This window comes from Streptomyces sp. NPDC047085, assembly GCF_040643735.1.
In the GTDB taxonomy this organism is placed as follows: Bacteria; Actinomycetota; Actinomycetes; order Streptomycetales; family Streptomycetaceae; genus Streptomyces.
In genome coordinates, this window is the sequence record NZ_JBEYUW010000018.1 from 79,905 (window position 1) to 102,276 (window position 22,372).

The 22,372-nt window shown below is 71.1% G+C and carries 19 protein-coding genes and 3 pseudogenes; 11 read left to right on the forward strand and 11 right to left on the reverse strand.

Annotated elements, in window-relative coordinates:
* Position 1 precedes the first annotated feature (1 nt).
* From ABZ865_RS38645 to hemL, 5 genes are all read right to left on the reverse strand, one after another.
* Positions 2 to 766 (reverse strand): cytochrome c biogenesis protein CcdA, encoded by a 765-nt coding sequence (locus ABZ865_RS38645; protein WP_100827630.1) that lies wholly within the window; start codon positions 764 to 766, stop codon positions 2 to 4.
* A gap of 1 nt (position 767) precedes the next feature.
* Positions 768 to 1,358, reverse strand: a complete 591-nt coding sequence (locus ABZ865_RS38650) for a TlpA disulfide reductase family protein (RefSeq protein ID WP_361241096.1) — start codon at positions 1,356 to 1,358, stop codon at positions 768 to 770.
* 137 nt (positions 1,359 to 1,495) lie between these two features.
* Complete coding sequence (locus ABZ865_RS38655) at positions 1,496 to 2,803, reverse strand: hypothetical protein (RefSeq protein ID WP_361241099.1); 1,308 nt, start codon at positions 2,801 to 2,803, stop codon at positions 1,496 to 1,498.
* A gap of 165 nt (positions 2,804 to 2,968) precedes the next feature.
* Positions 2,969 to 3,688: a histidine phosphatase family protein gene (locus ABZ865_RS38660; RefSeq protein WP_361241102.1), complete on the reverse strand. Its 720-nt coding sequence runs from the start codon at positions 3,686 to 3,688 to the stop codon at positions 2,969 to 2,971.
* Positions 3,685 to 5,013 carry a glutamate-1-semialdehyde 2,1-aminomutase gene (hemL, locus tag ABZ865_RS38665; protein ID WP_361241105.1) on the reverse strand — a complete coding sequence of 443 codons (1,329 nt, stop codon included), beginning with the start codon at positions 5,011 to 5,013 and terminating at the stop codon, positions 3,685 to 3,687. Before hemL ends, ABZ865_RS38660 begins: the two co-directional genes overlap by 4 nt.
* A 425-nt stretch (positions 5,014 to 5,438) precedes the next feature.
* On the opposite strand from hemL, the gene ABZ865_RS38670 reads away from it, so the two are divergent.
* The gene (locus ABZ865_RS38670) at positions 5,439 to 6,140 is read left to right on the forward strand and encodes a hypothetical protein (protein WP_361241108.1); all 702 of its coding nucleotides are present in this window, start codon (positions 5,439 to 5,441) and stop codon (positions 6,138 to 6,140) included.
* Between the two features lie 11 nt (positions 6,141 to 6,151).
* Positions 6,152 to 6,355 (forward strand): hypothetical protein, encoded by a 204-nt coding sequence (locus ABZ865_RS38675; protein ID WP_361241111.1) that lies wholly within the window; start codon positions 6,152 to 6,154, stop codon positions 6,353 to 6,355.
* A 43-nt stretch (positions 6,356 to 6,398) separates the two neighbouring features.
* On the opposite strand, the pseudogene ABZ865_RS38680 reads toward ABZ865_RS38675, so the two are convergent.
* Positions 6,399 to 6,542, reverse strand: a pseudogene (locus ABZ865_RS38680) (TetR/AcrR family transcriptional regulator); the annotation flags it as partial.
* 6 nt (positions 6,543 to 6,548) lie between these two features.
* On the opposite strand from ABZ865_RS38680, the pseudogene ABZ865_RS38685 reads away from it, so the two are divergent.
* Positions 6,549 to 6,671 (forward strand): annotated as a pseudogene (locus ABZ865_RS38685) (alpha/beta hydrolase); the annotation flags it as partial.
* Positions 6,672 to 6,758: 87 nt separating this feature from the next.
* Here the strand turns inward: ABZ865_RS38685 and ABZ865_RS38690 are convergent.
* Complete coding sequence (locus ABZ865_RS38690) at positions 6,759 to 7,625, reverse strand: hypothetical protein (RefSeq protein WP_361241114.1); 867 nt, start codon at positions 7,623 to 7,625, stop codon at positions 6,759 to 6,761.
* A gap of 270 nt (positions 7,626 to 7,895) precedes the next feature.
* Between ABZ865_RS38690 and ABZ865_RS38695 the strand changes: the two genes are divergently transcribed.
* The 3 genes and pseudogenes from ABZ865_RS38695 to ABZ865_RS38705 all read left to right on the forward strand — a co-directional run.
* Complete coding sequence (locus tag ABZ865_RS38695) at positions 7,896 to 8,660, forward strand: hypothetical protein (RefSeq protein ID WP_361241117.1); 765 nt, start codon at positions 7,896 to 7,898, stop codon at positions 8,658 to 8,660.
* 282 nt (positions 8,661 to 8,942) lie between these two features.
* A complete protein-coding gene (locus tag ABZ865_RS38700) occupies positions 8,943 to 9,842 on the forward strand; it encodes a DUF2637 domain-containing protein (protein ID WP_361241119.1) in 900 nt (299 codons plus the stop codon).
* Positions 9,843 to 9,877: 35 nt separating this feature from the next.
* Positions 9,878 to 10,225 (forward strand): annotated as a pseudogene (locus tag ABZ865_RS38705) (transposase); the annotation flags it as partial.
* Between the two features lie 98 nt (positions 10,226 to 10,323).
* Here the strand turns inward: ABZ865_RS38705 and ABZ865_RS38710 are convergent.
* The 4 genes from ABZ865_RS38710 to ABZ865_RS38725 form a co-directional block, all read right to left on the reverse strand.
* Complete coding sequence (locus tag ABZ865_RS38710) at positions 10,324 to 11,649, reverse strand: hypothetical protein (protein ID WP_361241122.1); 1,326 nt, start codon at positions 11,647 to 11,649, stop codon at positions 10,324 to 10,326.
* 153 nt (positions 11,650 to 11,802) lie between these two features.
* The gene (locus tag ABZ865_RS38715) at positions 11,803 to 12,645 is read right to left on the reverse strand and encodes an ABC transporter permease (RefSeq protein WP_361241125.1); all 843 of its coding nucleotides are present in this window, start codon (positions 12,643 to 12,645) and stop codon (positions 11,803 to 11,805) included.
* A complete protein-coding gene (locus ABZ865_RS38720) occupies positions 12,642 to 13,682 on the reverse strand; it encodes an ATP-binding cassette domain-containing protein (protein WP_361241128.1) in 1,041 nt (346 codons plus the stop codon). Before ABZ865_RS38720 ends, ABZ865_RS38715 begins: the two co-directional genes overlap by 4 nt.
* Positions 13,683 to 13,893: 211 nt before the next feature.
* Complete coding sequence (locus ABZ865_RS38725) at positions 13,894 to 14,676, reverse strand: MBL fold metallo-hydrolase (RefSeq protein ID WP_361241298.1); 783 nt, start codon at positions 14,674 to 14,676, stop codon at positions 13,894 to 13,896.
* 89 nt (positions 14,677 to 14,765) lie between these two features.
* On the opposite strand from ABZ865_RS38725, the gene ABZ865_RS38730 reads away from it, so the two are divergent.
* The 5 genes from ABZ865_RS38730 to ABZ865_RS38750 all read left to right on the forward strand — a co-directional run bounded on the left by ABZ865_RS38730 (position 14,766) and on the right by ABZ865_RS38750 (position 22,364).
* A complete protein-coding gene (locus ABZ865_RS38730) occupies positions 14,766 to 15,377 on the forward strand; it encodes an ABATE domain-containing protein (RefSeq protein WP_361241131.1) in 612 nt (203 codons plus the stop codon).
* Between the two features lie 262 nt (positions 15,378 to 15,639).
* Positions 15,640 to 16,611, forward strand: coding sequence for a phosphate ABC transporter permease subunit PstC (gene pstC, locus ABZ865_RS38735; protein ID WP_361241134.1), 972 nt, complete (start codon positions 15,640 to 15,642; stop codon positions 16,609 to 16,611).
* 1 nt (position 16,612) lies between these two features.
* Positions 16,613 to 18,052 carry a phosphate ABC transporter permease PstA gene (gene pstA, locus ABZ865_RS38740; RefSeq protein WP_361241137.1) on the forward strand — a complete coding sequence of 480 codons (1,440 nt, stop codon included), beginning with the start codon at positions 16,613 to 16,615 and terminating at the stop codon, positions 18,050 to 18,052.
* Complete coding sequence (locus ABZ865_RS38745) at positions 18,052 to 19,746, forward strand: phosphate ABC transporter substrate-binding protein PstS (RefSeq protein WP_361241140.1); 1,695 nt, start codon at positions 18,052 to 18,054, stop codon at positions 19,744 to 19,746. The genes pstA and ABZ865_RS38745 overlap by 1 nt, the downstream gene beginning before the upstream one ends.
* Positions 19,743 to 22,364, forward strand: a complete 2,622-nt coding sequence (locus tag ABZ865_RS38750; RefSeq protein WP_361241142.1) for a hypothetical protein — start codon at positions 19,743 to 19,745, stop codon at positions 22,362 to 22,364. The genes ABZ865_RS38745 and ABZ865_RS38750 overlap by 4 nt, the downstream gene beginning before the upstream one ends.
* Positions 22,365 to 22,372 lie beyond the last annotated feature (8 nt).

Genomic DNA, 22,372 nt, shown 5'->3' on the forward strand with positions numbered 1-22,372 from the left:
GTCAGATCCCCACAGTGAAGCCGTTGGACCAGGTCTGCATCTCCTGCACCAGGCGGTCCCAGGCCCCGGTCAGCAGCAGCACACCGGTCACGATCATCATCGTGCCGCCGATGCGCATCACCCAGACATAGTGGCGCTTGACCCAGCCGAAGGCACCGAGCGCCTTGCGGAAGGCGACGGCCGCGAGCACGAAGGGCACGCCGAGGCCCAGGCAGTAGGCGACCATCAGCAGCGCCCCGCGCCCGGCGCTCGACTGTTCCATGGCGAGGACGTTCACCGACGCGAGGGTGGGGCCGATGCAGGGCGTCCAGCCGATCCCGAACAGGGCCCCGACTATCGGCGCGCCCACCAGGCCGGCCGTCGGGCGCTTGTGGAAGCGGAACTCGCGCTGGGTGAGCCAGGGCATCAGCCCCATGAAGAACACGCCCATGAGGATCATGACCACGCCGAGCACCTTGGCCAGGACCACCTTGTGTTCCTGCAGGGTCCAGCCGAAGGAGCCGAACAGCGCCCCGCCGGAGACGAACACGGCGCTGAACCCGAGCACGAACAGGGAGGCTCCGGCGACCATGCGCCCGCGTCTGGCCTCGGCCAGATCGGTTCCGGCGACCCCGGTGACGTAGGAGAGGTAGCCGGGCACCAGCGGCAGGACACAGGGCGAGAAGAAGGAGACGAGGCCGCCGAGCAGGGCGATGGGCAGGGCGACCAGCAGGGCCCCGTGGAGAACGGTCTGGTTCTGCGCGGCCAGCGTGACGAGTGCGCTCACGTCACTTCTCCGCGAGGACCGGCTTGACCATCTTCAGCAGGGTGGTGTCGTCGAGCGCCTCCAGCGCCCGCGCGGCGACCTTCCCGTCCTTGTCGATGACGAGCGTGGAGGGGATCAGCTGCGGGTTGAGCGTGCCCTTCTTGAAGCGGAGCATCAGCTTGCCCGTCGGGTCGTACAGGCTCGGGTAGCCGATGCCGTGCTCCTGCTCGAAGGCGACGGCGGGAGTGGTACTGGTGTCCCGGGTGTTGATGCCGACGAACTGCACGCCCCGGTCCGCGTACTCCTTCGAGACCTTGGAGAAGTACTTGGCCTCCTCCCGGCACGGACCGCACCAGGAGCCCCAGACGTTGATGACGACGACCTTGCCCTTGTAGTCGGCGACGTCCAGGGACTTGCCGTCGATGGTCGTGCCGGACAGGTCGGGGGCCGCGGTCCGCTTGCCCCGGGCGACGGTGTCGATGCCGTTGTTGCCGGTGACGAAGCCGGTGTTGCCGCCACCGCCGGAGGTGCCGCCGTTGCCGCACGCGGACAGGGTCAGGGCCGCGACGGCGGCCATGGCGCTGAGCAGGACGGCGCGGCTACGGGTACTCATGTGAAAAGTTTCGCATGCCCGTTCCGGGGATCTCGCGCACCCCCCTGGCGGACGGAAAACCGCATATCAGGGCGTATTTACACGGGACATTTCCGGCAGCGGTCGAGCGAGGACCAACAGGGATCGAGCGAGGCCCGTCAGGCGAGGAACGTCTTCCAGCCGCCGGCCGGCTTCTGTCCGACCTCCAGCGTGCGCAGCTTGGCGAGCACCTCGGGCTTCTGGACGTCCATCCAGTCCACGAACTGCCGGAAGGAGACCAGGCGTACGTCCGCGCCCTTCTCCTTCTCGCGCGCGATGTGCTTGAAGGCCTCCTCGACGGAGTCCATGTAGATGCCGCCGTTCCACTGCTCGAAGTGGTTGCCGATGAAGAACGGCGCCCGGTTTGTCCTGTATGCCCGCTCGAATCCCGCGATGTACGCCTGCGCGGACTGCCTGCGCCAGCCCGGGTAGTTGTAGGCGGGCGCCTTCGTCGAGTTCACGGACTGGTTGGCGAGCATGTTGTAGTCCATCGACAGGACCTCGAAGGAGCGCCCGGGGAACGGGATCTGCTGCAACGGCAGGTCCCAGATCCCCAGCTTCTTCGTGGGCCACGTCTGGCGCCCGCCCGGCGAGGAGGCGTCGTAGCGCCAGCCCAGCTCGCGGGCGGTGGGCAGCAGGCTGTTCTGGCCGAGCAGACAGGGGGTACGGCCGCCGACGAGCTCTTTGTCGTAGTCGAACGGCAGGGAGGGCAGGTCGGTCCAGCCGGTGTTGGTCCGCCACTGCTTGACGAACGACTTGGCCTGCTCGATCTCGCTCTTCCACTGGCGCGGGGTCCAGTTGCCGACCGTGCCGGAGCCGGCGCAGAAGTGCCCGTTGAAGTGGGTGCCGATCTCGTGGCCCTCCAGCCAGGCCCGGCGGACGCCCGCGAGCGTGGACTTGATGTGCGGGTCGGTGAGGTAGCCGATGTCGGAGGCGCCGCGCGGGTTGTTCGGGGGGTCGTAGAGCCGCTTCTTCGACTCGGGCAGCAGATACAGCCCCGAGAGGAAGAAGGTCATGCTCGCGCCGTGCTCCTTGGCGAGGTCCAGGAAGCGCGGGAAGAGGCCGTTGCCGACCTCGCCGGCGCCGTCCCAGGAGAAGATCACGAACTGCGGCGGGGTCTGACCCGGTTCGAGCGGCTCCGGCGCGGCGGGCTGGTGGGGCTGCTTGCCGGTGAAGGAGGTGGAGCCGTCGCCGATGGGCCGCCCCTGCGTCGTACTCCCGCCGCTGCGCCCTCCGCTGTGACCGCCGGGGCCGTCGGTGCCGCCGTCCCGGCCGCCCCCACCGCCCGGACCCCGGGAACCGGAGGGGCGCCCACCGCCGTCCGAGGACGTGAGGCTCCCGCAGCCGGCGATTCCCGCGGCGGCGGCCGCGCCCGCGCCGAGGCCGAGTATTCCCCTCCGGGAAAGGGTCCGGGAGTTGGTGCGCATGGAGGTCCCCGATTCGTCACGCCCGCTGGTGTCACCCAGACAGATGGCGGGACGATCGGGGAGGTTCCGTGCCTTTCTTATGCATTTCGTAACGGATCCAGCAAAAGCGGGCTAAGCCGCTCCCAACGGACCGTCAGGTGATGCGCGTGTGGCGAGCTGTGCGCCTCAGGCCCCGAAGGCCTTGCTCTTCCCCTTCACCGGCTTGGCGCCGGCGCGCAGGTGGGCCGGGACGAGATCGATCGCCGGCTCGGCGTAGCCGACCGAGACGATCTTGTCGCCCTGGTAGGTGAACGTCGTCAGCGAGGCGAGCGTGCACTGCCGCTTGCGCGGGTCGTGCCACAGCCGCCGCTTCTCGACGTACGACCGCACGATCCAGATCGGCAGCTGATGGCTGACCAGCACCGCCTCGTGCCCCCGGGCCTGGTCCCTGGCCGCGTTCAGCGCGCCCATCATCCGGACCACCTGGTCGACGTACGGCTCGCCCCAGGACGGCTTGAACGGGTTGACGAGGTGCTTCCAGTTCTCGGGCCTGCGCAGCGCGCCGTCGCCGACGCCGAAGGTCTTGCCCTGGAAGACGTTGTCGGCCTCGATGAGCCGCTCGTCGGTGGCGAGGTCGAGCCCGTGCGCCTTGGCGATCGGCGTCGCGGTCTCCTGCGCCCGCTCCAGCGGGGAGGCGACGACGTGCGTGACGTCCCGCGTGGCGAGGTGCTCGGCGACCCGCTCGGCCATCTTCCGGCCCAGGTCGGAGAGGTGGTAGCCGGGCAGTCGCCCGTAGAGGACCCCGGTCGGGTTGTCGACCTCGCCGTGCCGCATGAGGTGGACGACGGTGATGTCGTTGTCGCCGGCGTAACTGCCGTTGCTGCCGTTGCTGCCGTTGCTGCTCATGCTGCCGTGGCCTCCGCGGCCGCTCGGGCCGCCGCCGGGAGGGCGTCGGCGATCTTCTGGATGGCCCGCTCGTCGTGAGCCGTGGACACGAACCAGGACTCGAAGGCCGACGGCGGCAGGTAGACGCCGTTCGACAGCAGCGAGTGGAAGAAGGCGGTGAAGCGGAACGACTCCTGCCGCTTGGCGTCCTCGTACGTGCGCACCTGCCGGTCGGTGAAGAACACCGAGAACATGTTGGAGGCGGTCTGCAGCCGGTGCGCCACGCCCTCCTTGCTCAGCGCCTCGGTGACGAGGCCCTGGATCTGCGCGGACACGGCGTCGACCTTGTCGTACGCGGCGTCGTCCAGGAGCCGCAGCTGGGCGAGGCCGGCCGCGGTGGCGACGGGGTTCCCGGAGAGCGTGCCGGCCTGGTACACGGGCCCGGCGGGCGCGAGGTGGGCCATCACGTCGGCGCGGCCGCCGAAGGCGGCGGCGGGGAACCCACCACCCATGACCTTGCCGAAGGTCATGAGGTCGGGCTTGACGCCGTCGATCCCGTACCAGCCGCTCCTGCTCGTCCGGAACCCGGTCATGACCTCGTCGGAGATGAAGAGGGCGCCGTTCTTCCGGCAGGCGTCCTTGAGGCCCGCGTTGAACCCGGGGTCCGGCGGCACGACGCCCATGTTGCCGGGCGAGGCCTCGGTGATGACACAGGCGATCTCGCCCGGGTGCCGGTGGAAGGCCTCGTGCACGGCCTCCAGGTCGTTGTACGGCAGCACGATCGTGTCGCCGGCCTGGGCGCCCGTGACACCGGGCGTGTCGGGCAGCGCGAACGTCGCGACGCCGCTGCCCGCCGCGGCGAGCAGGGAGTCCACGTGCCCGTGGTAGCAGCCGGCGAACTTGATGACCTTGGACCGCTGGGTGAACCCACGGGCGAGCCGGATGGCCGACATGGTCGCCTCGGTCCCGCTGCTGACCAGTCGCACCTGCTCGACGGGCTCCACCCGGGCGACGATCTCCTCGGCGAGGGCGACCTCGCCCTCACCGGGCGTACCGAAGGACGTACCGCGCGCGACGGCATCCCGGACGGCGGCGATGACCTCGGGGTGCGCGTGCCCCAGGATCATCGGCCCCCAGGAGCAGACCAGGTCGACGTACTCCCGCCCGTCGGCGTCGGTCAGGTACGGCCCGCTGCCGGAGACCATGAACCGGGGCGTGCCGCCGACCGCGCGGAAGGCGCGCACCGGCGAGTTCACGCCGCCCGGCGTGACGACGGAGGCGCGGTCGAAGAGCGCCTGCGAGACGGGCGCGTCGTAGGGATAGGGCGTTTCGCTCTGGGCACTCATGACGTGCGGCTTCTCCGGCTTCTCGGACTCCGGTTGCGTGGTGACCTCCTCAGGGTAGGCGGAGCGGGCCACACCCCGGACAACCACGTGCCCGAATCCCACGCGACCACGTGCCCGGGCCGCTCACCGCCCGGGCCGCCCGTGCGGGCCCCGCCGGCTCACCGTCTCCCGGGCCCCGTCTCTTGATGCCCCGGCCACCGTGTCTTGATCCCCTGGCCTCTCCGCCGCCATCTGCGAGACTGACACCTGATACACACAGTGATACACACAGCCCCTTTGGCACGTAGTGATCAGGGACCGGGAGGATCCCGCGGACTGGTGTTTCACCGCACGTTTCGGCGGGCGGCCGTGGGGGAGGTCACTGACACGATGATCGGGTTGCGCGGCCGGGGTCGGGCGTCCTAGAAAAGCAGTCGGGTGGAGATATGCATCGCGGTGGCGGACTGGGCGAGGGGACTGATGACCTGGGTCCTCGACGTGCCCGGCGGGGAAGGCACCGGCGCGAGGCGGAGGAAGCGACCGAGGCACGTCAGAGCGACGCACGTCAGACACAGGGTGTACCGAGTGAGCCCGAGCGGCACGAGCGGCAGACCGACCGACAGCCGGCCCAGCACCTGGACCGGCCGGCCGACCGTCGCCTCGACCACCGGGCGGAACGCCTCCGGGCAGGGAGCAGGAATGGTGGTCGGGTGGGGGTGACGTACAAATACTTCGGTGCGCCCGACGGTGCGACCGCGGCGCGTGTCCCCATCTCGATGCGCCCCGAGGAGCTCGGCGGCGACGAGCTGGGCATGAACGGCATGTTCACCAAGATCAAGCCGGAGACGATGGCCGCGATGGTCCTCACCGGCATCGAGGGCGTGCCCCTGCACAAGGTCCCGCCCCTGGAGCTGGTCGTCCTCCACCCCGACTACGCGGTCGTCAAACTCCCGATGACGGTCGTCGACCCCCTGCGCGGCATCGGCGAGGAGGCGGTGGGCGCGGCCGCCTTCATCTGGTCGACGGTCCCCGACCGAGGCGGCCCGCGGGACGCGTTCAACGTGTACCAGCTGCTGCACGAATGGCAGGACTTCAGCCATCGGCTGCATGAGGCGGGACATCAGCCGTATTGCCTGGTTTGGCCCTGATCTGGGGTTTCGTGGGTGAAAACCCCGAAGGGCCGCCTGAACCAGGAGCAGCGCCGCACGCGGAGCCCTCGCCGGCCTGGTGGGTCACCTTCCTGGTGATCGACGAGGGCAGCTGGGGTTCACGCGGCGGCATGCTGTCCGTGCTCTCCCTTCTGGACAGCGGCGTGTTCACCGGGGAGAAGGCCAAGGCCGTCCGCGCCGCACTGGGTGGGTGACCCAGGTCTGCGCGACTCGGCCGTGCCCCCTCCCGGGCGGGCGTCAGCGCTTGATCGCGCCGGCGATGAGCGCCTGCAGCTGCTCGGCGGTGCGGTCGAGCGGCTGGGTGCTGCGTTTGGCCCGGCAAAAGGCGACCGTCCCCTCGACGGCCGCGACGACGAGCGTGGCAAGCTGCGCGGACTGCTCCGCCCGGCCGCCGGTTTCTTCGCCGGGGGTTACGTGCCCCGCGCCCAGCGCGAGGAGGCCCGGCAGGTCACCCGTACGCCGTGGTTCGAGGTGGACGACGGGCACCGGTTCTTCGGCCGTCACCTGAAGTGGCCGGACCAAGTCCAACCGGCCCCCGGCACGCGCCGGGGGCCGGTTTCGTGGTCGGCCGGGCCGGGAGACCGGGTCGTGGGCCCGCTACGTCGGCCGGGTGGCGGACCGGCGTTCCTGGACCTGGGCGTACGCCATCAGTCCGAACAGGAGGGCGAGGAGTACGGCGGACGAGCCCGCGGTGCCCAGATCCAGGCCGCCCTTGGCGACCGGCTTGGTGAGGAAGTCGCCCGCGGTGGCGCCCAGCGGGCGGGTGAGGACGAAGGCGATCCAGAACAGCAGGACGTTCGGCACGGCCGGCACCTTCATCAGTGCCGCGAGTACGGCGAGCAGCCCGGTCACGAGCAGCGCACCACCGGCGTAGCCGAGGCCGGAACTGTCCGACAGGAAGTCGCCCATGGAGGTGCCGAGGGTGTTCGACACAAGGATCGCCGACCAGAACAGGGCCTCTCCCCTGAAGGTGACGATGTCGCGGATCTGGAACGTCATCCCGCTCAGCTTCCAGACGAGGAAGATCGCCAGGAGGATCGAGATCAGGATCGCCGCCCCGGCGGGGTAGCCCAGGCCGAGGCCCTGGGGACCCCAGCCCAGCTTGGTCGCGCCGTTCGAGAGGTACTTGGCGCTGGCGTCGCGGTTCATGAAGTCGGACATCGTGGTGCCGGCCATGCTGGTCGACAGGATCACGGTCCAGTAGAAGAACGGGTTGTAGTGGCTGGACCGCAGCTGGATCACCAGCGTCACCACGAAGATCAGGAACAGCGCGATCGTCGTGAGGAAGTAGCCCAGCTTCAGGGTCTGCGCGAAGAGGTCGCCCGCCGTCTCGCCCAGGGTCGTCGCGGCGATCTTCATGATCCAGAACGCCAGCGTGACCTCGGGCAGCTTCTTCATCACCGACTTGGTCGTACTCGACGTGCTCGCCACGCCGAGGTCGGTGTGGACCTCCGATTTCCCCAATTCAGCTCTCCTTTCCGGTCGAACGGCAGAGCGCTCGCCCCGGGAAACGGGACGAGCGCCCTGTGAGTGAGCCGACCGCCGAGCGGCCGGGACCCTCGACCGTGACACAGAGATCCTGAGCGCATCCTGAACGCGTACCGGGTGGCAGGTCAGGCCGCGTGTCGGGCGACCGGCTCCGGCTCGCCCGCCCAACCCCCTGAGTGTCGGCTCCACGTGAGGTGAGTACGAGGACTCATGTGTGCGGTGCTCAACAGGCCGCATCGTTCATGCATGCGATCGACATCCCTCAAGAAGCCCGCACTGGTGGCCGCCGCCCTCGGCTGCATGGTCCTCTCCGGCTGCGGCACTCAGCGCACCGGCACCGGCACCACCGCCGATCAGGCCCCGGCGGGCAGCGCCGTCTCGGCGACACCCACGCGGGAGACCCCGCCCAGCGACAACGACCCGGAGATGCGGTTCCTGGCGTTGCTGAACCGCGTCACGTCGGCATGCGTTCCGAACGCCCCCAGCGACAAGGGCGGTGATGGGGTGCCCGAGCCGGAGGATCTGCCCGGTGAAGAGGCCACGCCCACACCGAGATACGGGCCGGGCGAGACCCCGCCGGGTGTTCCGAACGCCGAGGGAGACATTCCGGTTCCCGTGGACGACCCCGCGCCGGCGAAGCCGACCGCTGACTCCACCGGGCCCAAGTCGGTGAAGGAGGTGCCGCTGACCGGTGTCGAGAAGTGCAGTGGCAACGAGCACGCGAAGCGCGTCAGCGAGGCGTTCGAGAACACGAAGACGACCAGCTACCAGGCGATGCGCAAGAGGCTGACGACCCTGGACTACCCGGCGTCGCGGATTCACCGGATGCCGAACCACGCGGGCGCGCCCCGGGCGAGGCTGGACCTGCGCTTCATGGGCAGCCACGTGGCCCTGGAGGTCACCGGGACCGGCAGCGGGGTGATCGTCGAAACGTTCGGGGCTCCGGAGACGGAGGACGTGAAGGTGACCGATGTGCAGCGGAAGCCGGATCTGGACGCGCCCACGTCCTGACCGGATCACCTGGGACGTGCCCGCTCATTATGTGAGGCAGTGTAGCCGCGCAAAAAGGGACTTGGCGGCAGCGACTCCCCCTTCTTTGTCAGTTACTCACCGTCATCGGTCAAGTGTTTCTATCGGACATCCCGGGCAACCCTTTCGGGGGATCCAATCCCCCGAATGCCCGGCAACCGCCCTCCACGAGCTCTCGTTATGTGACCGTGTCAGTGTCAGGGGATGAAGCATGCGGAGCCATGAATCGCCCGGCACGCCTCGGCAACTGCTGGGACCTGTTGGATGATTTTCTGGACGAAATTAGGGTTATGGAAACTGAATATCTGCGGGCGGCCCGCGAACGGAACGGTGAGAGCAGTGCCGCACCGGCACCACCCGATCCCCGTGTTCCCGACGGAAGCTTCTGAACGAGGACACGGAGGACCACCGGTGGACCGGAACAGCTATGAGGCACACCCCTACGACTACGACCTGCAGTACACCCTCCGAGGCGAACACGACACCCTCAGCCAGCCCACGTTCGATACCGTCACCTTTCCGTCCCCGCAGTCCTGGCACAGTCCGGCACCGGACGGAGCGCCCTGGGGGGACCTGGACGAAGAACTCGCCCACATGCTGTCGGCGGCAACGCGCCCGGCACCCGCACCCGCCCCGGATCCGAACCGGGACCGGAATCCGGCTCCCCCGGAGCGTTCGCATCGCCGGATCCACCGGCGCCGCCCCCAGATGGAGTCGCATCTCCTCGACGGCGGTCAGCGCATCACCCACGTCACGATCCTGATCGCCGCGATCGGGGTCTGCGCGGCATCTCTGCTGACCTGGGCCATCACCTACTCCTACGGTCAGCTGCACACCATCGCCGAGTCCGTGCTGCCCGCGAATCTGGCCAAGTGGTGGCCGCTCACGGTGTACGGGCCGTGGTTCGTCGCGGCTCTCTCGATTCTGCGGGCGACGGTTCAGCGCCGAAGCGCCCGCCGCTCGTGGGGTGTGATTATCGTGGCCTCGGCCATGGCAATGGCTCTGTGTGTCGGCCACACCGCCCGCCCGCTTCTGACGTTCGTGATGCTCGGAATTCCACCGGTCACCGCCCTGGTGTGTTTCTGGGAACTCATCGGCCAGGTCTCCTCGAAATATCGGTCGATCAAGCAGGGTGCTCACGCCCAGCGGATCCCCAAGAGATAGAGGACGAGATTGGAAATGGAGAAGGGTCGACCCTGGTGACGTGTTCGGATCCGTATGTCCGCGTCCAGCACGGTTCGGGAGCGCCGCCGTGGCTTGTCTCGGACGAATTGTGGGACCGTCTGGAGCCGCTGCTGCCCCAGCGTGAACGCCGTTTCCGTAATCCGGGCCGTAAGCCGTTGCCCGACCGCGAGGTGCTGTGCGGGATCCTCTACGTGCTGTACGCCGGGATCCAGTGGCAGTACCTCCCCCAGGAGCTCGGCTTCGGCTCGGGCATGACCTGCTGGCGCCGGCTGCGCGAGTGGAACGAGTGCGGCGTCTGGCAGCGCCTGCAGCAGGTCCTGCGCACCGAACTCAACGCCGCGCCGCGCCTGGACTGGTCCCGGTGCGAGGTCCACACCTCCGCCTCCCGGGGCTGGTACGGCGGAGGCACACGGGCCCCTCGGCCGTAGAACGGGTCACCCCTCGGCCGTAGCGCGGGTCGTCAGTCCGTGGCCAGGAAGTCGACCACCGTGAGGGCGAAGAGCAGGGCCAGCGCCAGGCCGATGACGACCCAGCCGGTGGGGTTGCTCCAGAGGATGAAGGTCACGGCGGCCGCGGCCACCAGGAGCCAGGTGATCCAGGCGCGGTAGCGGTGCACGCACGGGCCGACCGGGCCCGTGCGCAGGCCGAGGCGGTCCGTCTGGGTGCGGGACGCGGCGACACCCGCGTGCCACACCTGGCGGACGGCCCGGGCCGAGCGGCCGGGTCCGGTCAGCCAGGCGGCGAGGGCGACGATCACGCCCAGCGCCGCCACCGCCCGTACCGACGTGCGCAGGAACCGGACGAGCGTGTCGTACACGGTGGCGGCGGCGGGCTGGGAGACCCCGCTCGGCAGCGCGTCCAGGTAGACGGTCCGGAAGACGGTCAGCGCGAGGCCGAGGAGCAGGGTGGCGACGGCGAAGCCCAGCGCGGCGGCGATCAGGGCGCGGCGGCGGTGCGTGGCCGTGAGGACGCCGGCGGCGGTGAGGACGACGGCGAGGATCGGCAGCCAGAGGCCCGCCAGTTGGAGCAGCCGGAAGTAGGTCTTGATCCGGCTGATCTTGTCCCCCTGGAGGACGGTGAACTGGGTGTGCACCTCGGGGATCTTCGCGGCCGCCGACAGTCCGGCGTCGGTCAGCCGGGTCTTGACCTGTTCGATGACTGGGGCCAGGTCGATGGTCACCGTGTCGCCCTGGATCTGGACCGCTCCTCCGCCCTTGCCCGTCAGGGCCTTGTCCAGGGTGGCGTGGATACGGCGGTTGGCGTCGCGCCAGATCGTGTCGAAGGCGTCGGAGGCGACGACCTCCTGCGCCTTGTCCTGCACGAAGCTGCGTACCGCTCCCTCCAGCGAGCCGCCGACGGCACCGAGCGCCTTCTCCAGGAGCGGCCGGTCCGGCGGGGCGGCGCCCTGCAGGAGGGCGGGGATGTCGAGGTGGGACATCAGGGCGTCGGTGGCCCGGTTGGCCACCGCGTTCTGGACGTCGGGGTCCTTGGCCAGCGGGGCGACGGTGGCGACGTAGCGATCGGTGTCGTCGACGAGGTCGGCGGTCCAGGCCGCGACCACGCCGAGCGGCGCGAGGACACAGCCGAGAATGATGAGCAGCGCGGCGAGCGCGGACCGCATCCGGTGCCGGGGTCTGGTCGCCTCGCCCGCCTGCCGGGCCTCCAGCGCGGCGATCCGGTCGCGCAGCCGGTCCAGTTCGGCCCTGTCCGCGCCTCCGCCCTCGCCGCCTTGGCTCTCCTTGCCGCCCTCGCCCCCGCCCTCCCCCGTCGGCTCCCGCTGCGTCATTCCCGTCCTCCTCCGCTCGTGTCATGCCTGGACGGTGGTCACTCCTGTCAGCAGCAGATCCCGTGACCGGGAGGTCCGCGAGCGACGGAGGGCCGTTCGGGTGCGCGGTCAACCCGTCCGGAGGGCGGGGCGGGGGCCAGGTCGTACGGCGCGTCAGGCGTCGGTCCGCACCAGCCGGTACGCCGCGCCCGCCAGCGCGAGGGCCGTCCAGCCGAGGAAGACCAGCAGCCCGGGCAGGGGCGCGAGGGTGGTGGTGTCGTGGGTGAGGGCGAACAGGGACTGGCCGGCGTGGCTGGGCAGGTAGGGGCTGATGTCGTCCTGCCAGGAGCTGGGCAGCAGGGAGGTCAGTCCGGGGATCAGCATGAAGGCGGCGACCAGGACCGAGATGCCGCCGGCCACCGACCGCAGCAGCGCGCCCAGCGCGGTGCCGATGACGCCGACCAGGCCGAGGTAGAGCCCGGCCCCGAACAGGCTGCGTACGACCCCTTCGTGCGTGAGGTCCATCGCGGCGGGGGTGCCGGCGAGGATCCGGCCGCCGGCCAGGAAGGCGACCCACGCGCCGACGGTGCCGACGACCAGCGCGACCAGTCCGAACACGGCCGCCTTGGACCACAGCACGGGCAGCCGGCGCGGTACGGCCGCCAGGGTCGAGCGGATCAGCCCGGTGGAGTACTCGCCCGCCGTGACCAGCACGCCGAGGACGCCGAGGGCCAACTGGGCGAAGTTGGTGCCGAAGAGGGACAGGCTCACGGCCGTCGCGCGGGCGAATTCCGGGTTCATGCGGCCGGAGCCGTACTGGGACGAGAAGCGGCTCGCGGCGATCAGCCCGAAGGCGACGAGGAACAACAGGCCGAGGCCCAGGGTGATCCAGGTCGAACGCACCGACCAGAGCTTCGCCCACTCGGCGCACAGCACCCGCCGCCCGGTCACGCGGTGGACGGGGCGGGCGGGGGGCGCGGTGCGGGGTGCCTCGGGGGTGGTGGTGAGGGCGCTCATGCGGGCCTCCCTGCGGTCTCCAGGGTCTCGGTGCCGGTCGTCACACCGGCCGTGGCACCGGTCGTGGCCCCGGCCGTCACGCCGCCCGTGCCACTCCCGCCGCTCGTGCCGTTCCCGCCACGCGTAGCGCTCGTACCGCCGTGGTACTCCACCGCATCCCGCGTCAGGTCCATGAACGCGTCCTCCAGGGAGACCGTCCGCGTGGTCAGTTCGAACAGGGGGATCCCGTGTTCCGCTGCCTTCAGCCCGATCTCACGGGCGGTCAGCCCGGTCACCCGCAGTTCCTCGCAGCCGGCCCGGCCGGTGATGTCGACGCCCGGGCCGGCCAGGACGTCCCGCAGCCGTGCCGGGTCGTCGGTCGCCACGGTCACCACGTCGCCGCCCGCCTCGCGGACCAGGTCGCGCACGGTGGTGTCGGCCAGCAGCCGTCCGCGTCCCACGACGATGAGATGGTCCGCCACCAGCGCCACCTCGCTCATGAGATGGGAGGAGACGAACACCGTCCGCCCCTCCGCCGCGAGCGAGGTCAGCAGGTTGCGGATCCACAGGACGCCCTCGGGGTCCAGGCCGTTGACGGGTTCGTCGAGCATGACCGTCCGCGGGTCGCCCAGCAGGGCCGCCGCGATACCGAGCCGCTGCCCCATGCCGAGGGAGAAGGTGCCGGCCCGCTTCCCGGCCACGCCGGCGAGACCGGCCAGGTCGATCACCTCGTCGACCCGGCGGCGCGGGATGCCGTGGGTCAGGGCGAGCGCCCGGAGGTGCTGGTAGGCCGAGCGGCCCGGGTGGACGGACTTGGCCTCCAGCAGCGCGCCGACCTCCTGGAGCGGCGCCTGGTGGCGGGCGTAGCGGTGGCCGTTGACGGTGACGGTGCCGCTCGTCGGGGCGTCCAGCCCGACGATCATCCGCATGGTGGTGGACTTCCCCGCCCCGTTCGGCCCCAGGAAGCCGGTCACGGTGCCCGGCCGCACGACGAACTCCAGTCCGTCGACGGCCGTCTTCTCCCCGTATCGCTTGGTCAGTTGCCGTGCGTCGATCATGCGCGTCGCTTTCTCTCGGACTCGGGCGTCCGGTTCTCCCGGACTCGGCGTCCGTCGCGTCTGACGCCTCACCGACCACGCTAGGGTCCGGTTCGTCCCGATTTCGCGGCGCAGGGGGTCGAATCCCGCCGAGCGGGTGGTACCGCGGCACCACCCGGGCGCGCACACCGCCGTGTCACTCCAGCTGTCAGTCCGGCTGGCAGTCCGGCTGTCAGTCCAGCTGGAGCCGGTCCGCCAGGCCCGCCTCGGTGAACGCCTTCACCACGTGCTCGCGGCTCTCCGTGAAGTGGGCCCAGCTGTCGCAGTGGGCCGGGACCACCCGGCGGGCGTCGAGGAGGCGGGCGGCGGTCGCGGTGCCGGCGCCGTCGAGGACGAGGAGGGCGTCGTCGAGGACGGGCATGCGGGGGGCGCCGGCGAAGAGGACGGCGGTGTCGACGGGGGCGTACCGGTCGGCGATCTCCTGGACCAGTTCCAGGGAGGCGTTGTCGCCGCTGACGTAGACCGTCGGCAGGCCGGCGGCGGTCAGCACGAAGCCGGTGACCTCGCCGACGAGCGGTTCGGAGCCCTTGGGTCCGTGCAGGGCGGGCGCGGCGGTGACGGTGACGGTGCCCCCGTCGGGGCGGGACAGCTCGACGGACTGCCAGGGGGTGAGGCCCTCGGTGGTGCCGCCGAGGCGCTCCGCGGCGGCCGGCGTGGTGAGGGTGCGGGGCACCTCGGTGAGCAGGGCGCGGCCGGAGTGGTCGAGGTTGTCGGCGTGCTGGTCGTGGGAGAGCAGGACGACGTCGACGGGGCCCAGTTCGGCCCGTGTGACGCGGGGCGGCGCGGTCTTGGTGAGGGTCCGGCCGCTGGGCGAGGGGTAGTCGCCGGGGCCGTCGAAGGTCGGGTCGGTGAGGAAGCGGAGTCCCCCGTACTCGATGAGGACGGTCGGGCCGCCGAGGACGCGGACGGGTATCCGCTCGTTCGTCGGGTCAAGGCTCGGACCGGCAGCAGTCATCATGCACCTCGCGATCGTCTCACGGATGAGTGGACCTCTATCCGTGAGGAGACCGTAGCCCTTTCTCACGGATGGGCGCAAGCCGTACCATGAGACTCATGAAGGGAAGCGTGCGAGACGAGCAGGTACCGCCGCCCGCGCCGGGCGCGGAGCGGTACCGGGCCCTCGATCTCGCCAACAGCGCCGTCACTCTGCCCGGCGGCCAGGTCGTCGACCTGCTCGACACGCCCGCCGGGGCGACCCGGTGGCTGGTGGAGCGCGGCCTGGCCCCCGCCGGCGCGGACCTCCGGGAGACCTGCGCGACCCGCATGCGGTCCCTGCGCGAGCAGATCCGCACCCTGCTCGCCGCCCGCGTCGAGGACCGGCCCGCCCCGGCCGGCGCCCTGGACGCCGTCAACGAGGCGCTCACCCGCGCCCCCGCGGCCTCCCTGCTGCACTGGGACCCCGACCGGGGGCTGTACCGGGCGGCCGCACACCCCACCACGCAGATCGTCGAGCACGCCCTGGCGGCCCTCGCCGCCGACGCCGCCGACCTGCTCACCGGCCCCGACGCCGACCGCCTCACCGCCTGCGGCTCCACCCCCTGCAACCGCTACCTGCTCCGGCACGGCCGCCGCCACTGGTGCTCCACCCGCTGCGGCGACCGCGCCCGCGCCGCCCGCGCCTACGCCCGCCGCACGGCACAGCCACAGCCGGACTGAGGCAGCCGGAACAAGGGCCGACCCTCAAGGCCGACGCGTGGCCAATGCACACACATCACGCCCACTGAAATGACATGAACCGTTCACCCACGTGCTGTCTGTGTCGCCCGGAAGCGACAGCATCCAGCCATTGACTCTCACCGCGCGGGGACGCCGTTCCCGTACATGTCGCTGCATGTCCCTTGGGGGGCCATACGTGGTGTCCGCGGTAGAGGGGCCCGGCAGACCGGGACCCGGCAGTTTCGAAGAACCCGAACGGCCCTTGCCGCGAAGGGCGTTCGCCGCCCGCGGCATCGGGGACCGCATCTTCCGGTACCAGCTGACGGCCACCGGTGTCGCGGTGCTCGCCATCATGGCGGGAGTTGGCCTGTTTCTGCTGCTCCGGGCGGGGCAGGCGCTGCGGGTCAGAGGGTTCCGCTTCCTCACGACCGCCGAATGGCAGCCGGACGTCCACAACTTCGGCATCGCGGCCGTCCTCACCGGGACCCTGCTCATCGCCGCCGTCGCCGTGACGATCTCCGTGCCCCTGGCGGTCGGCACCGCGCTGTTCATCTCCGACGTGGCACCGCGCCCGCTGCGGCGCACGCTCGTGACGATGGTCGACCTGATGGCGGCCGTACCGTCGGTGGTGTACGGGCTGTGGGGCCTGTTCTTCCTCCAGCAGCACGTGATCGGGCTGTCGCGCTGGCTGTCCGACTGGTTCGGCTGGATCCCGTTCCTGAAGGTGGACGGCACCCAGCCCGGCGAGCCGCTCGCCTCCGAGAGCGTCTACACCGCCTCGGCGTTCATCGCCGGTCTGGTCGTGGCCCTGATGGTGGCGCCGATCCAGTGCTCGGTGATGCGCGAGGTGTTCGCGCAGGCCCCGGCCGGTGAGCGGGAGGGCGCCTACGCCCTCGGCGCGACCCGCTGGGGGATGATCCGCTCGGTCGTCCTGCCGTACGGCAAGGGCGGGATCATCGGCGGGACCATGCTGGGGCTCGGGCGGGCGCTCGGCGAGACCATCGCCGTCTACCTGATCATCTCGCCCGTCTTCACCATCCAGCCGCACATCCTGCAGACCGGCACGAACTCCGTCTCCTCGCTGATCGCCCTGCACTACGGCGACGCCTCCACCTTCGGCATGTCGGCGCTGATGGCGGCGGGCCTGGCGCTGTTCCTGCTCACCCTGGCGGTCAACTTCACCGCGTCGTCGATCGTGGCCCGCTCCCGGTCCGGCGCGCAGAGCGAGGCATGAGATGACCGTCCTGGAACAGACGCAGAACGCCGTCGCCGCGCCCGCCGTCTCCGAAGCCGTCGGTGAGCCCGCGCCGGACGTGCCCCGCCGCATCGGCGGCCCCACCCGCTCGGGCGTCCTGTCCCTGGCCGGCGCCGCCGCCTCGGGCCTGTGCACGGCCGTGCTGCTGTTCGGCGAACTCGCCCCGTTCTCCGGCGCGCTGGGCTTCACCGTCACGGCCTACCTGGTCTTCCTGCTCGTCTACGGCGTGCTCACCGGCCTGGAGGAGGACGGGCAGGCGGTACGGGACCGGGTGATGACCGTGGTGCTGTGGAGCGCGGCCACGCTGCTGTTCGTCGCGCTCGCCCTGGTCGTGGGCTTCACCGCCTGGCGCGGCCGCGAGGCGCTGCCGCACGGCAACTTCTTCACCGAGGACATGCAGGCCTCGGGCCCGCTCGACCCGCTGACCCACGGCGGTGTCGCGCACGCGATGCTCGGCACCCTCATCATGATCACCATCGCCCTGGTGATCACGGTCCCGCTGGGCCTGGCCTGCGCGGTGTACCTGAACCAGATCCCGGGCCGCTTCTCCCGGTTCGTGCGCACCATCGTGGAGGCGATGACCGCGCTGCCGTCGATCGTGGCCGGTCTGATGGTGTACGCCACCTGGATCCTCGGGCTCGGCATGCAGAAGTCGGGCCTCGCGGCGGGCTTCGCGATCAGCGTGATGATGCTGCCGATCGTGATCCGCGCGGCGGACGTGGTGCTGCGCCTGGTGCCGGGCACGCTGACGGAGGCGGCGGAGGCCCTGGGCGCCCCGCGCTGGCGCACGGTGTGGCACGTGGTCCTGCCCACCGCCCGCTCGGGCCTGGCCACGGCCGTCATCCTCGGCACCGCCCGGGGTATCGGCGAGACCTCCCCGGTCCTGCTCACCGCCGGCTTCACGGCGTCGCTCAACGCCGACCCCACCGACGGCCCGATGGTCTCCCTCCCCCTCGCCGTCTTCAACTTCGTCAAGTCGCCCCAGCCGACGATGATCGCCCGGGGCTTCGGCGCGGCGGCGGTCCTGATGGCCCTCGTCCTGGTCCTCTTCGCCATCGCCCGCGTCATCGGCGGCCGCGGCCCCGGCCACCAGAACAAACGCCAGGCCCGCAGGGCCGCACGGGCCTCACGCCGCGACGCGGAGAGATTCGCGGACCTGCACTCGCCGGGACTGCGGCTGTTCGACAAGGGCTCCATCGACGGCACCGATCAGGCCGACGCCTCCACCCACCAGGAACAACTCGCGGCCGCCGACGGCGCATCCGCCCCACAGGGGCCACCCGCACCCGACGACGAAAGCCGCACGGGTGGTGCGGGTGGGAATCCAGACCCGGCCGAAGGCCGGGTGCCCACCCACGAACCCGCACCCGAAACCGCACCCGCACCCACCCCCGCCCCTGACGACGAAGGCAGCCACTGATGCTCAGCCACCTCACCACCGCCCTGAGACGGCTGGGCATCCTGGCCGCGCTGATCGGCATCCTCACGACCGCCACCCCCGCCTCCGCCGACAGCTACACCCCCATCGCCGGCGCCGGCTCCACCTGGGCCGAGAACGCCGTGGACGAATGGCGCCGCGCGGTCAACCAGTACGGCATGCGCATCAGCTACGCCGGCACCGGCTCCTCCGACGGACGCCGCCAGTTCCTCTCCGGCACCGTCGACTTCGCGGTCTCCGACATCCCCTTCCAGACCCACCCCACCGACGGCTCCGCCGCCGAACGCCCCGCGCCGGGCTCGTACGCGTACATGCCGATCGTGGCCGGCGGCACCGTCTTCATGTACCACTTGACCGTCAACGGCAAGCGGGTCGACAACCTGCGCCTGTCCGGTGACGTCGTCACGAAGATCTTCACCAGGGTCATCACGTACTGGGACGACCCCGCCGTCAAGGCCGACAACCCCGGACTCCAGCTGCCGCACCGCTCCATCGTCCCGGTCGTCCGCTCCGACGGCTCCGGCTCCACCGCCCAGTTCACGCTGTGGATGTCCAACCAGCACAAGTCCCTGTGGCAGGCCTACTGCCGCAAGGTCGGCCGCTCCGGCGCCTGCGGGCAGACCTCGAACTACCCGCCCGTCTCCGGGATGATCGCCCAGTCCGGCGACCTGGGCGTGGCCGGTTACGTCGCCCAGAACTACGGCGAGGGCGCGATCGGCTACGTCAACTACTCGTACGCGCTCAACGCGCACTACCCGGTCGCCAAGGTCCTCAACCACGCCGGCTACTACACCGAGCCGACCCCGCAGAACGTCGCGGTCTCGCTGCTCAAGGCGCGGATCAACACGGACAAGCGCTCCCCGGACTACCTCACCCAGCAGCTCGACGGCGTCTACAACGACACCGACAGGCGCAACTACCCGCTGTCCAGCTACTCGTACATGATCCTGCCGCTGAAGGTGCAGGGCACCTTCACCAAGGTCAAGGGCAAGACGCTGGGCGCGTTCTCGTACTACTTCATGTGCCAGGGCCAGCAGCAGGCGCCCCAGCTCGGCTACTCGCCGCTGCCGATCAACCTGGTGCAGGCGGGCTTCGACCAGATCCGCCGGATCCCGGGCGTGCAGACGCGGAACATCAACATCAAGCGCTGCAACAACCCGACGTTCACCCCCTCCGGCCGCAACCGGCTCGCCGAGACCGCGCCCTACCCGAAGGCCTGTGACAAGAAGGGCGCCGCGCCCTGCACCACGGGCAGCGGCGGCGCCAAGCCCGGCGGCGGCAACGGCGGTTCGGGCGGCGGGACGGCCGGCGGTTCCACGGGCGGCGCGTCCGGCACCGGCGGCAGCGGCACGGGCGGCCCCGGAGGCGGCGGCCCGTCGGTCGACCCGGACACCGGGCAGACCCTCGCGCCGGGCGACGGATCCGGTGGCGGCTCGGGCGCGAGCGGTACGGCCACCGGCGGCACGGTCGCCCTCGCCCAGCCCGTCGCCGTCGCCGCCGGGCATGGCTGGACCGGCACCCAGACCCTGATGCTGCTGGCCGCATTCCTGGTGCTCGGACTGCTCCTGCTGCCCTCGGTCGTCTCCCGCCTGGTCGGCGCCCGGTTCCACGGCCGGCCCCACGACGGGCTCCACGACCGGTCCCAGAACCGCTCCACGGAAGGGAACGCGCGATGAGACGCGGACCGGTACGCCGCGCGCTGGTCCGGCTGCTCGCCGGCGCCACGGTGGGCGCCCTCGCGGGCCTCGCCGTGGCCCAGGCGGCCCCCACCGCCACCGCCGCCCCCGCGAACTCGGCCGTCACCGTGTCCGGGCGGGGCGAGTTCAAGGACATGAGGTTCACGGTCAGCCAGACCAGCCACCTCACCAGCCAGGCGGTCAAGGTCTCCTGGCAGGGCGGCACCCCGACCACGTTCGCCGGCACGCTGTTCAACACCGACTTCGTGCAGATCATGCAGTGCTGGGGCGACGACGACCACACCGTCCCGGACAACCCCGGCCCGCCGCGCACCCAGTGCGAGTACGGCGCCTCGCCGACCACCGACCGGGGCACCTGGCCGGGCAACATGCTGGACGACACCCGCCAGGTCTTCTACAGCGCGGACCCGACCAACTACGGCCAGGACGACCGCTACGGCGCCGCCAACCCCAACGCGCCGGGCGAGGTCCCGTTCAAGACCGTCGACGGCCAACTGGTCACCACCAACACCCAGAACAACCCCTACTTCAACCGCAACACCACCAACGAGGTCGACTTCGCCCGGACCAGCGCGCGCGGCACCGGCGAGGAGTACTTCGAGGTCCAGACCGCCAACGAGGCCCCGCACCTGGGCTGCGGCGCGCCGGTCACCGTCGACGGGGCGAAGACGCCCCGCTCCTGCTGGCTGGTGATCGTCCCGCAGGGCCACCTCGACCTCGACGGCAAGCCGTACGCCGACCACAGCCAGGTCAACGCGGGCTCCCCGGTCTCCTCGACCAACTGGAAGAACCGCATCGCGATCCCGCTGCACTTCAACCCGGTCGGCACCAACTGCGCCCTCGGCTCCAGCGAGCGCCCCACCACCGGCAGCGAACTGGCCGCCGACGCCATGACCAGCTGGCAGGCGGCCCTCTGCCCGAGCGGCAAGGTGTACGGCTACACGGAGCTGGGCGAGCCCGACACCCGCGCCCGCCTGAGCAACGACGGTTCCATGGGCCTCGGCTTCACCACCCGCGCCCTGGGCGCCGACTACGGCTCGAGCCCGCCGTCCGGCACGACCACGTACGCACCGGTGGCGCTCACCGGCACCGTCATCGGGTTCACGATCGAACGCAGACCCAAGGCCGGGGCTCCGGAGCGGATCGAGAAGCTCGCCGGCACCAAGGTCGAGTCGATCAAGCTGACCCCACGGCTGCTCGCCAAGCTGCTCACGGAGTCGTACCGGAACTCCACCTGGGGCTCGGTGATCGGCGACAAGGTGGCCAAGGGCTACCGGTGGGCGAAGAACAACCCGGCGGGCCTGGCCAGTGACCCCGAGTTCATCTCGCTCAACCCCGAGTTCGCGTATCTGTCGGTCGCCGAGACCCCGGCCACCGACACCGACCTCATGACCTCGCTCGGGCACAGCGACACCGCCCGCGCGCTGTGGCAGTGGATCCTCTCCGACAAGGAGACCCGGCAGTTCCTCGCCGGTGTCCCCGACGACTGGGGCATGCGGGTCAACCCGTACTACAGCACCAACACGGATCTGAATCCCACCGGTCTGGCCTTCGACCCCGATCACGTGGACGAATATCCGAAGAGCGACCCCTGGTGCACGGTGCTGCCCGGCAGCGGCGCCCCCAAGACGGCCGAGCAGTGCATGATCGACCTGCGTCCGTACGTGGACGACATGCACGTGGGCGCCCTGCACGCCCGGCGCGCCGACGTCCTGTGGAAGTCGAACTGGGATCCGCTGGCCAGCCCGCCCGCGTACAAGAGCCCCGGCCCGCAGACGGTCGGCTCCCGGTTCGTGATCACCGTCACCGACGCGGCCTCCGCCGCCCGCTACAGCCTGCAGACCGCCCAGCTCCGCAACAGCGCGGGCACGTTCGTCGCCGCCACCACCGCGTCCCTGACCGCGGCGGCCCAGTCCGCCCGCGGCAAGGACGTCGCCGAGATCACCCCGCAGAACGCCAGGGCGAAGGGCGCCTACCCGCTGGCCCACCTGGTGTACGCGGCCGTACGGCCCGGCGCGGTGAAGGCGGACGCCCGCGCGGACTACGCGGCGCTGCTCAGGTACGCGGCGGCCGCGGGACAGGTCTCCGGCGCCGCCCCGGGCCGCCTGCCCGCCGGGTACGCCCCGCTGTCCAGCGCCCTGCGCGCCCGCACCGCCAAGGCCGCCGACGCCCTCCTGCACTACACGGGCCCGGGCCCCTCCGGCGGCTCCGACTCGGGCGGCGGCACCGGCGGCGGCAGCGGTTCCGGCGGCACCGGCGCCGACTCGGGCGGCACCACCACGGGCGGTGCGCCGGACGGCGGTGCCACGGGCGGGGCCGGCGGTGCGAGCGGTACGCCCAGCCCCTCCGCGTCCTTCGACGGCGGAAAGGCCGTCCAGACCACGGCCGCCGGAAACACCCCCGCCGATCCGGCCAACCCGCTGCGGTACGCCGTTCCGGTCGGGGCCGCGCTCGGCGCGGTCGCCGGAGTGGGCGCGCCCTTCGCGGGCGGCGGGCGGCTCCGGCTCCCGCTGCGGGTGCCGCTGCCCGGCGGCCGCACGGTGACCGTCGTACCGGCCTTCACCCTGCCCGAGCGGCTGCGCAGGCGGCTGCCCTAGGGCCAACG

Excerpts from the sequence above, each read along its gene's own strand:
- ABZ865_RS38710 (WP_361241122.1), bottom strand. The coding sequence starts at position 11,649 with ATGACGCAGCGGGAGCCGACGGGGGAGGGCGGGGGCGAGGGCGGCAAG.
- ABZ865_RS38730 (WP_361241131.1), top strand. The coding sequence starts at position 14,766 with ATGAGACTCATGAAGGGAAGCGTGCGAGACGAGCAGGTACCGCCGCCC.
- ABZ865_RS38715 (WP_361241125.1), bottom strand. The coding sequence starts at position 12,645 with ATGAGCGCCCTCACCACCACCCCCGAGGCACCCCGCACCGCGCCCCCC.
- hemL (WP_361241105.1), bottom strand. The coding sequence starts at position 5,013 with ATGAGTGCCCAGAGCGAAACGCCCTATCCCTACGACGCGCCCGTCTCG.
- ABZ865_RS38655 (WP_361241099.1), bottom strand. The coding sequence starts at position 2,803 with ATGCGCACCAACTCCCGGACCCTTTCCCGGAGGGGAATACTCGGCCTC.
- ABZ865_RS38720 (WP_361241128.1), bottom strand. The coding sequence starts at position 13,682 with ATGATCGACGCACGGCAACTGACCAAGCGATACGGGGAGAAGACGGCC.
- ABZ865_RS38725 (WP_361241298.1), bottom strand. The coding sequence starts at position 14,676 with ATGACTGCTGCCGGTCCGAGCCTTGACCCGACGAACGAGCGGATACCC.
- ABZ865_RS38700 (WP_361241119.1), top strand. The coding sequence starts at position 8,943 with ATGATTTTCTGGACGAAATTAGGGTTATGGAAACTGAATATCTGCGGG.
- ABZ865_RS38695 (WP_361241117.1), top strand. The coding sequence starts at position 7,896 with ATGCGATCGACATCCCTCAAGAAGCCCGCACTGGTGGCCGCCGCCCTC.
- ABZ865_RS38745 (WP_361241140.1), top strand. The coding sequence starts at position 18,052 with ATGCTCAGCCACCTCACCACCGCCCTGAGACGGCTGGGCATCCTGGCC.
- ABZ865_RS38670 (WP_361241108.1), top strand. The coding sequence starts at position 5,439 with ATGCATCGCGGTGGCGGACTGGGCGAGGGGACTGATGACCTGGGTCCT.
- ABZ865_RS38650 (WP_361241096.1), bottom strand. The coding sequence starts at position 1,358 with ATGAGTACCCGTAGCCGCGCCGTCCTGCTCAGCGCCATGGCCGCCGTC.
- ABZ865_RS38660 (WP_361241102.1), bottom strand. The coding sequence starts at position 3,688 with ATGAGCAGCAACGGCAGCAACGGCAGCAACGGCAGTTACGCCGGCGAC.
- ABZ865_RS38750 (WP_361241142.1), top strand. The coding sequence starts at position 19,743 with ATGAGACGCGGACCGGTACGCCGCGCGCTGGTCCGGCTGCTCGCCGGC.
- pstA (WP_361241137.1), top strand. The coding sequence starts at position 16,613 with ATGACCGTCCTGGAACAGACGCAGAACGCCGTCGCCGCGCCCGCCGTC.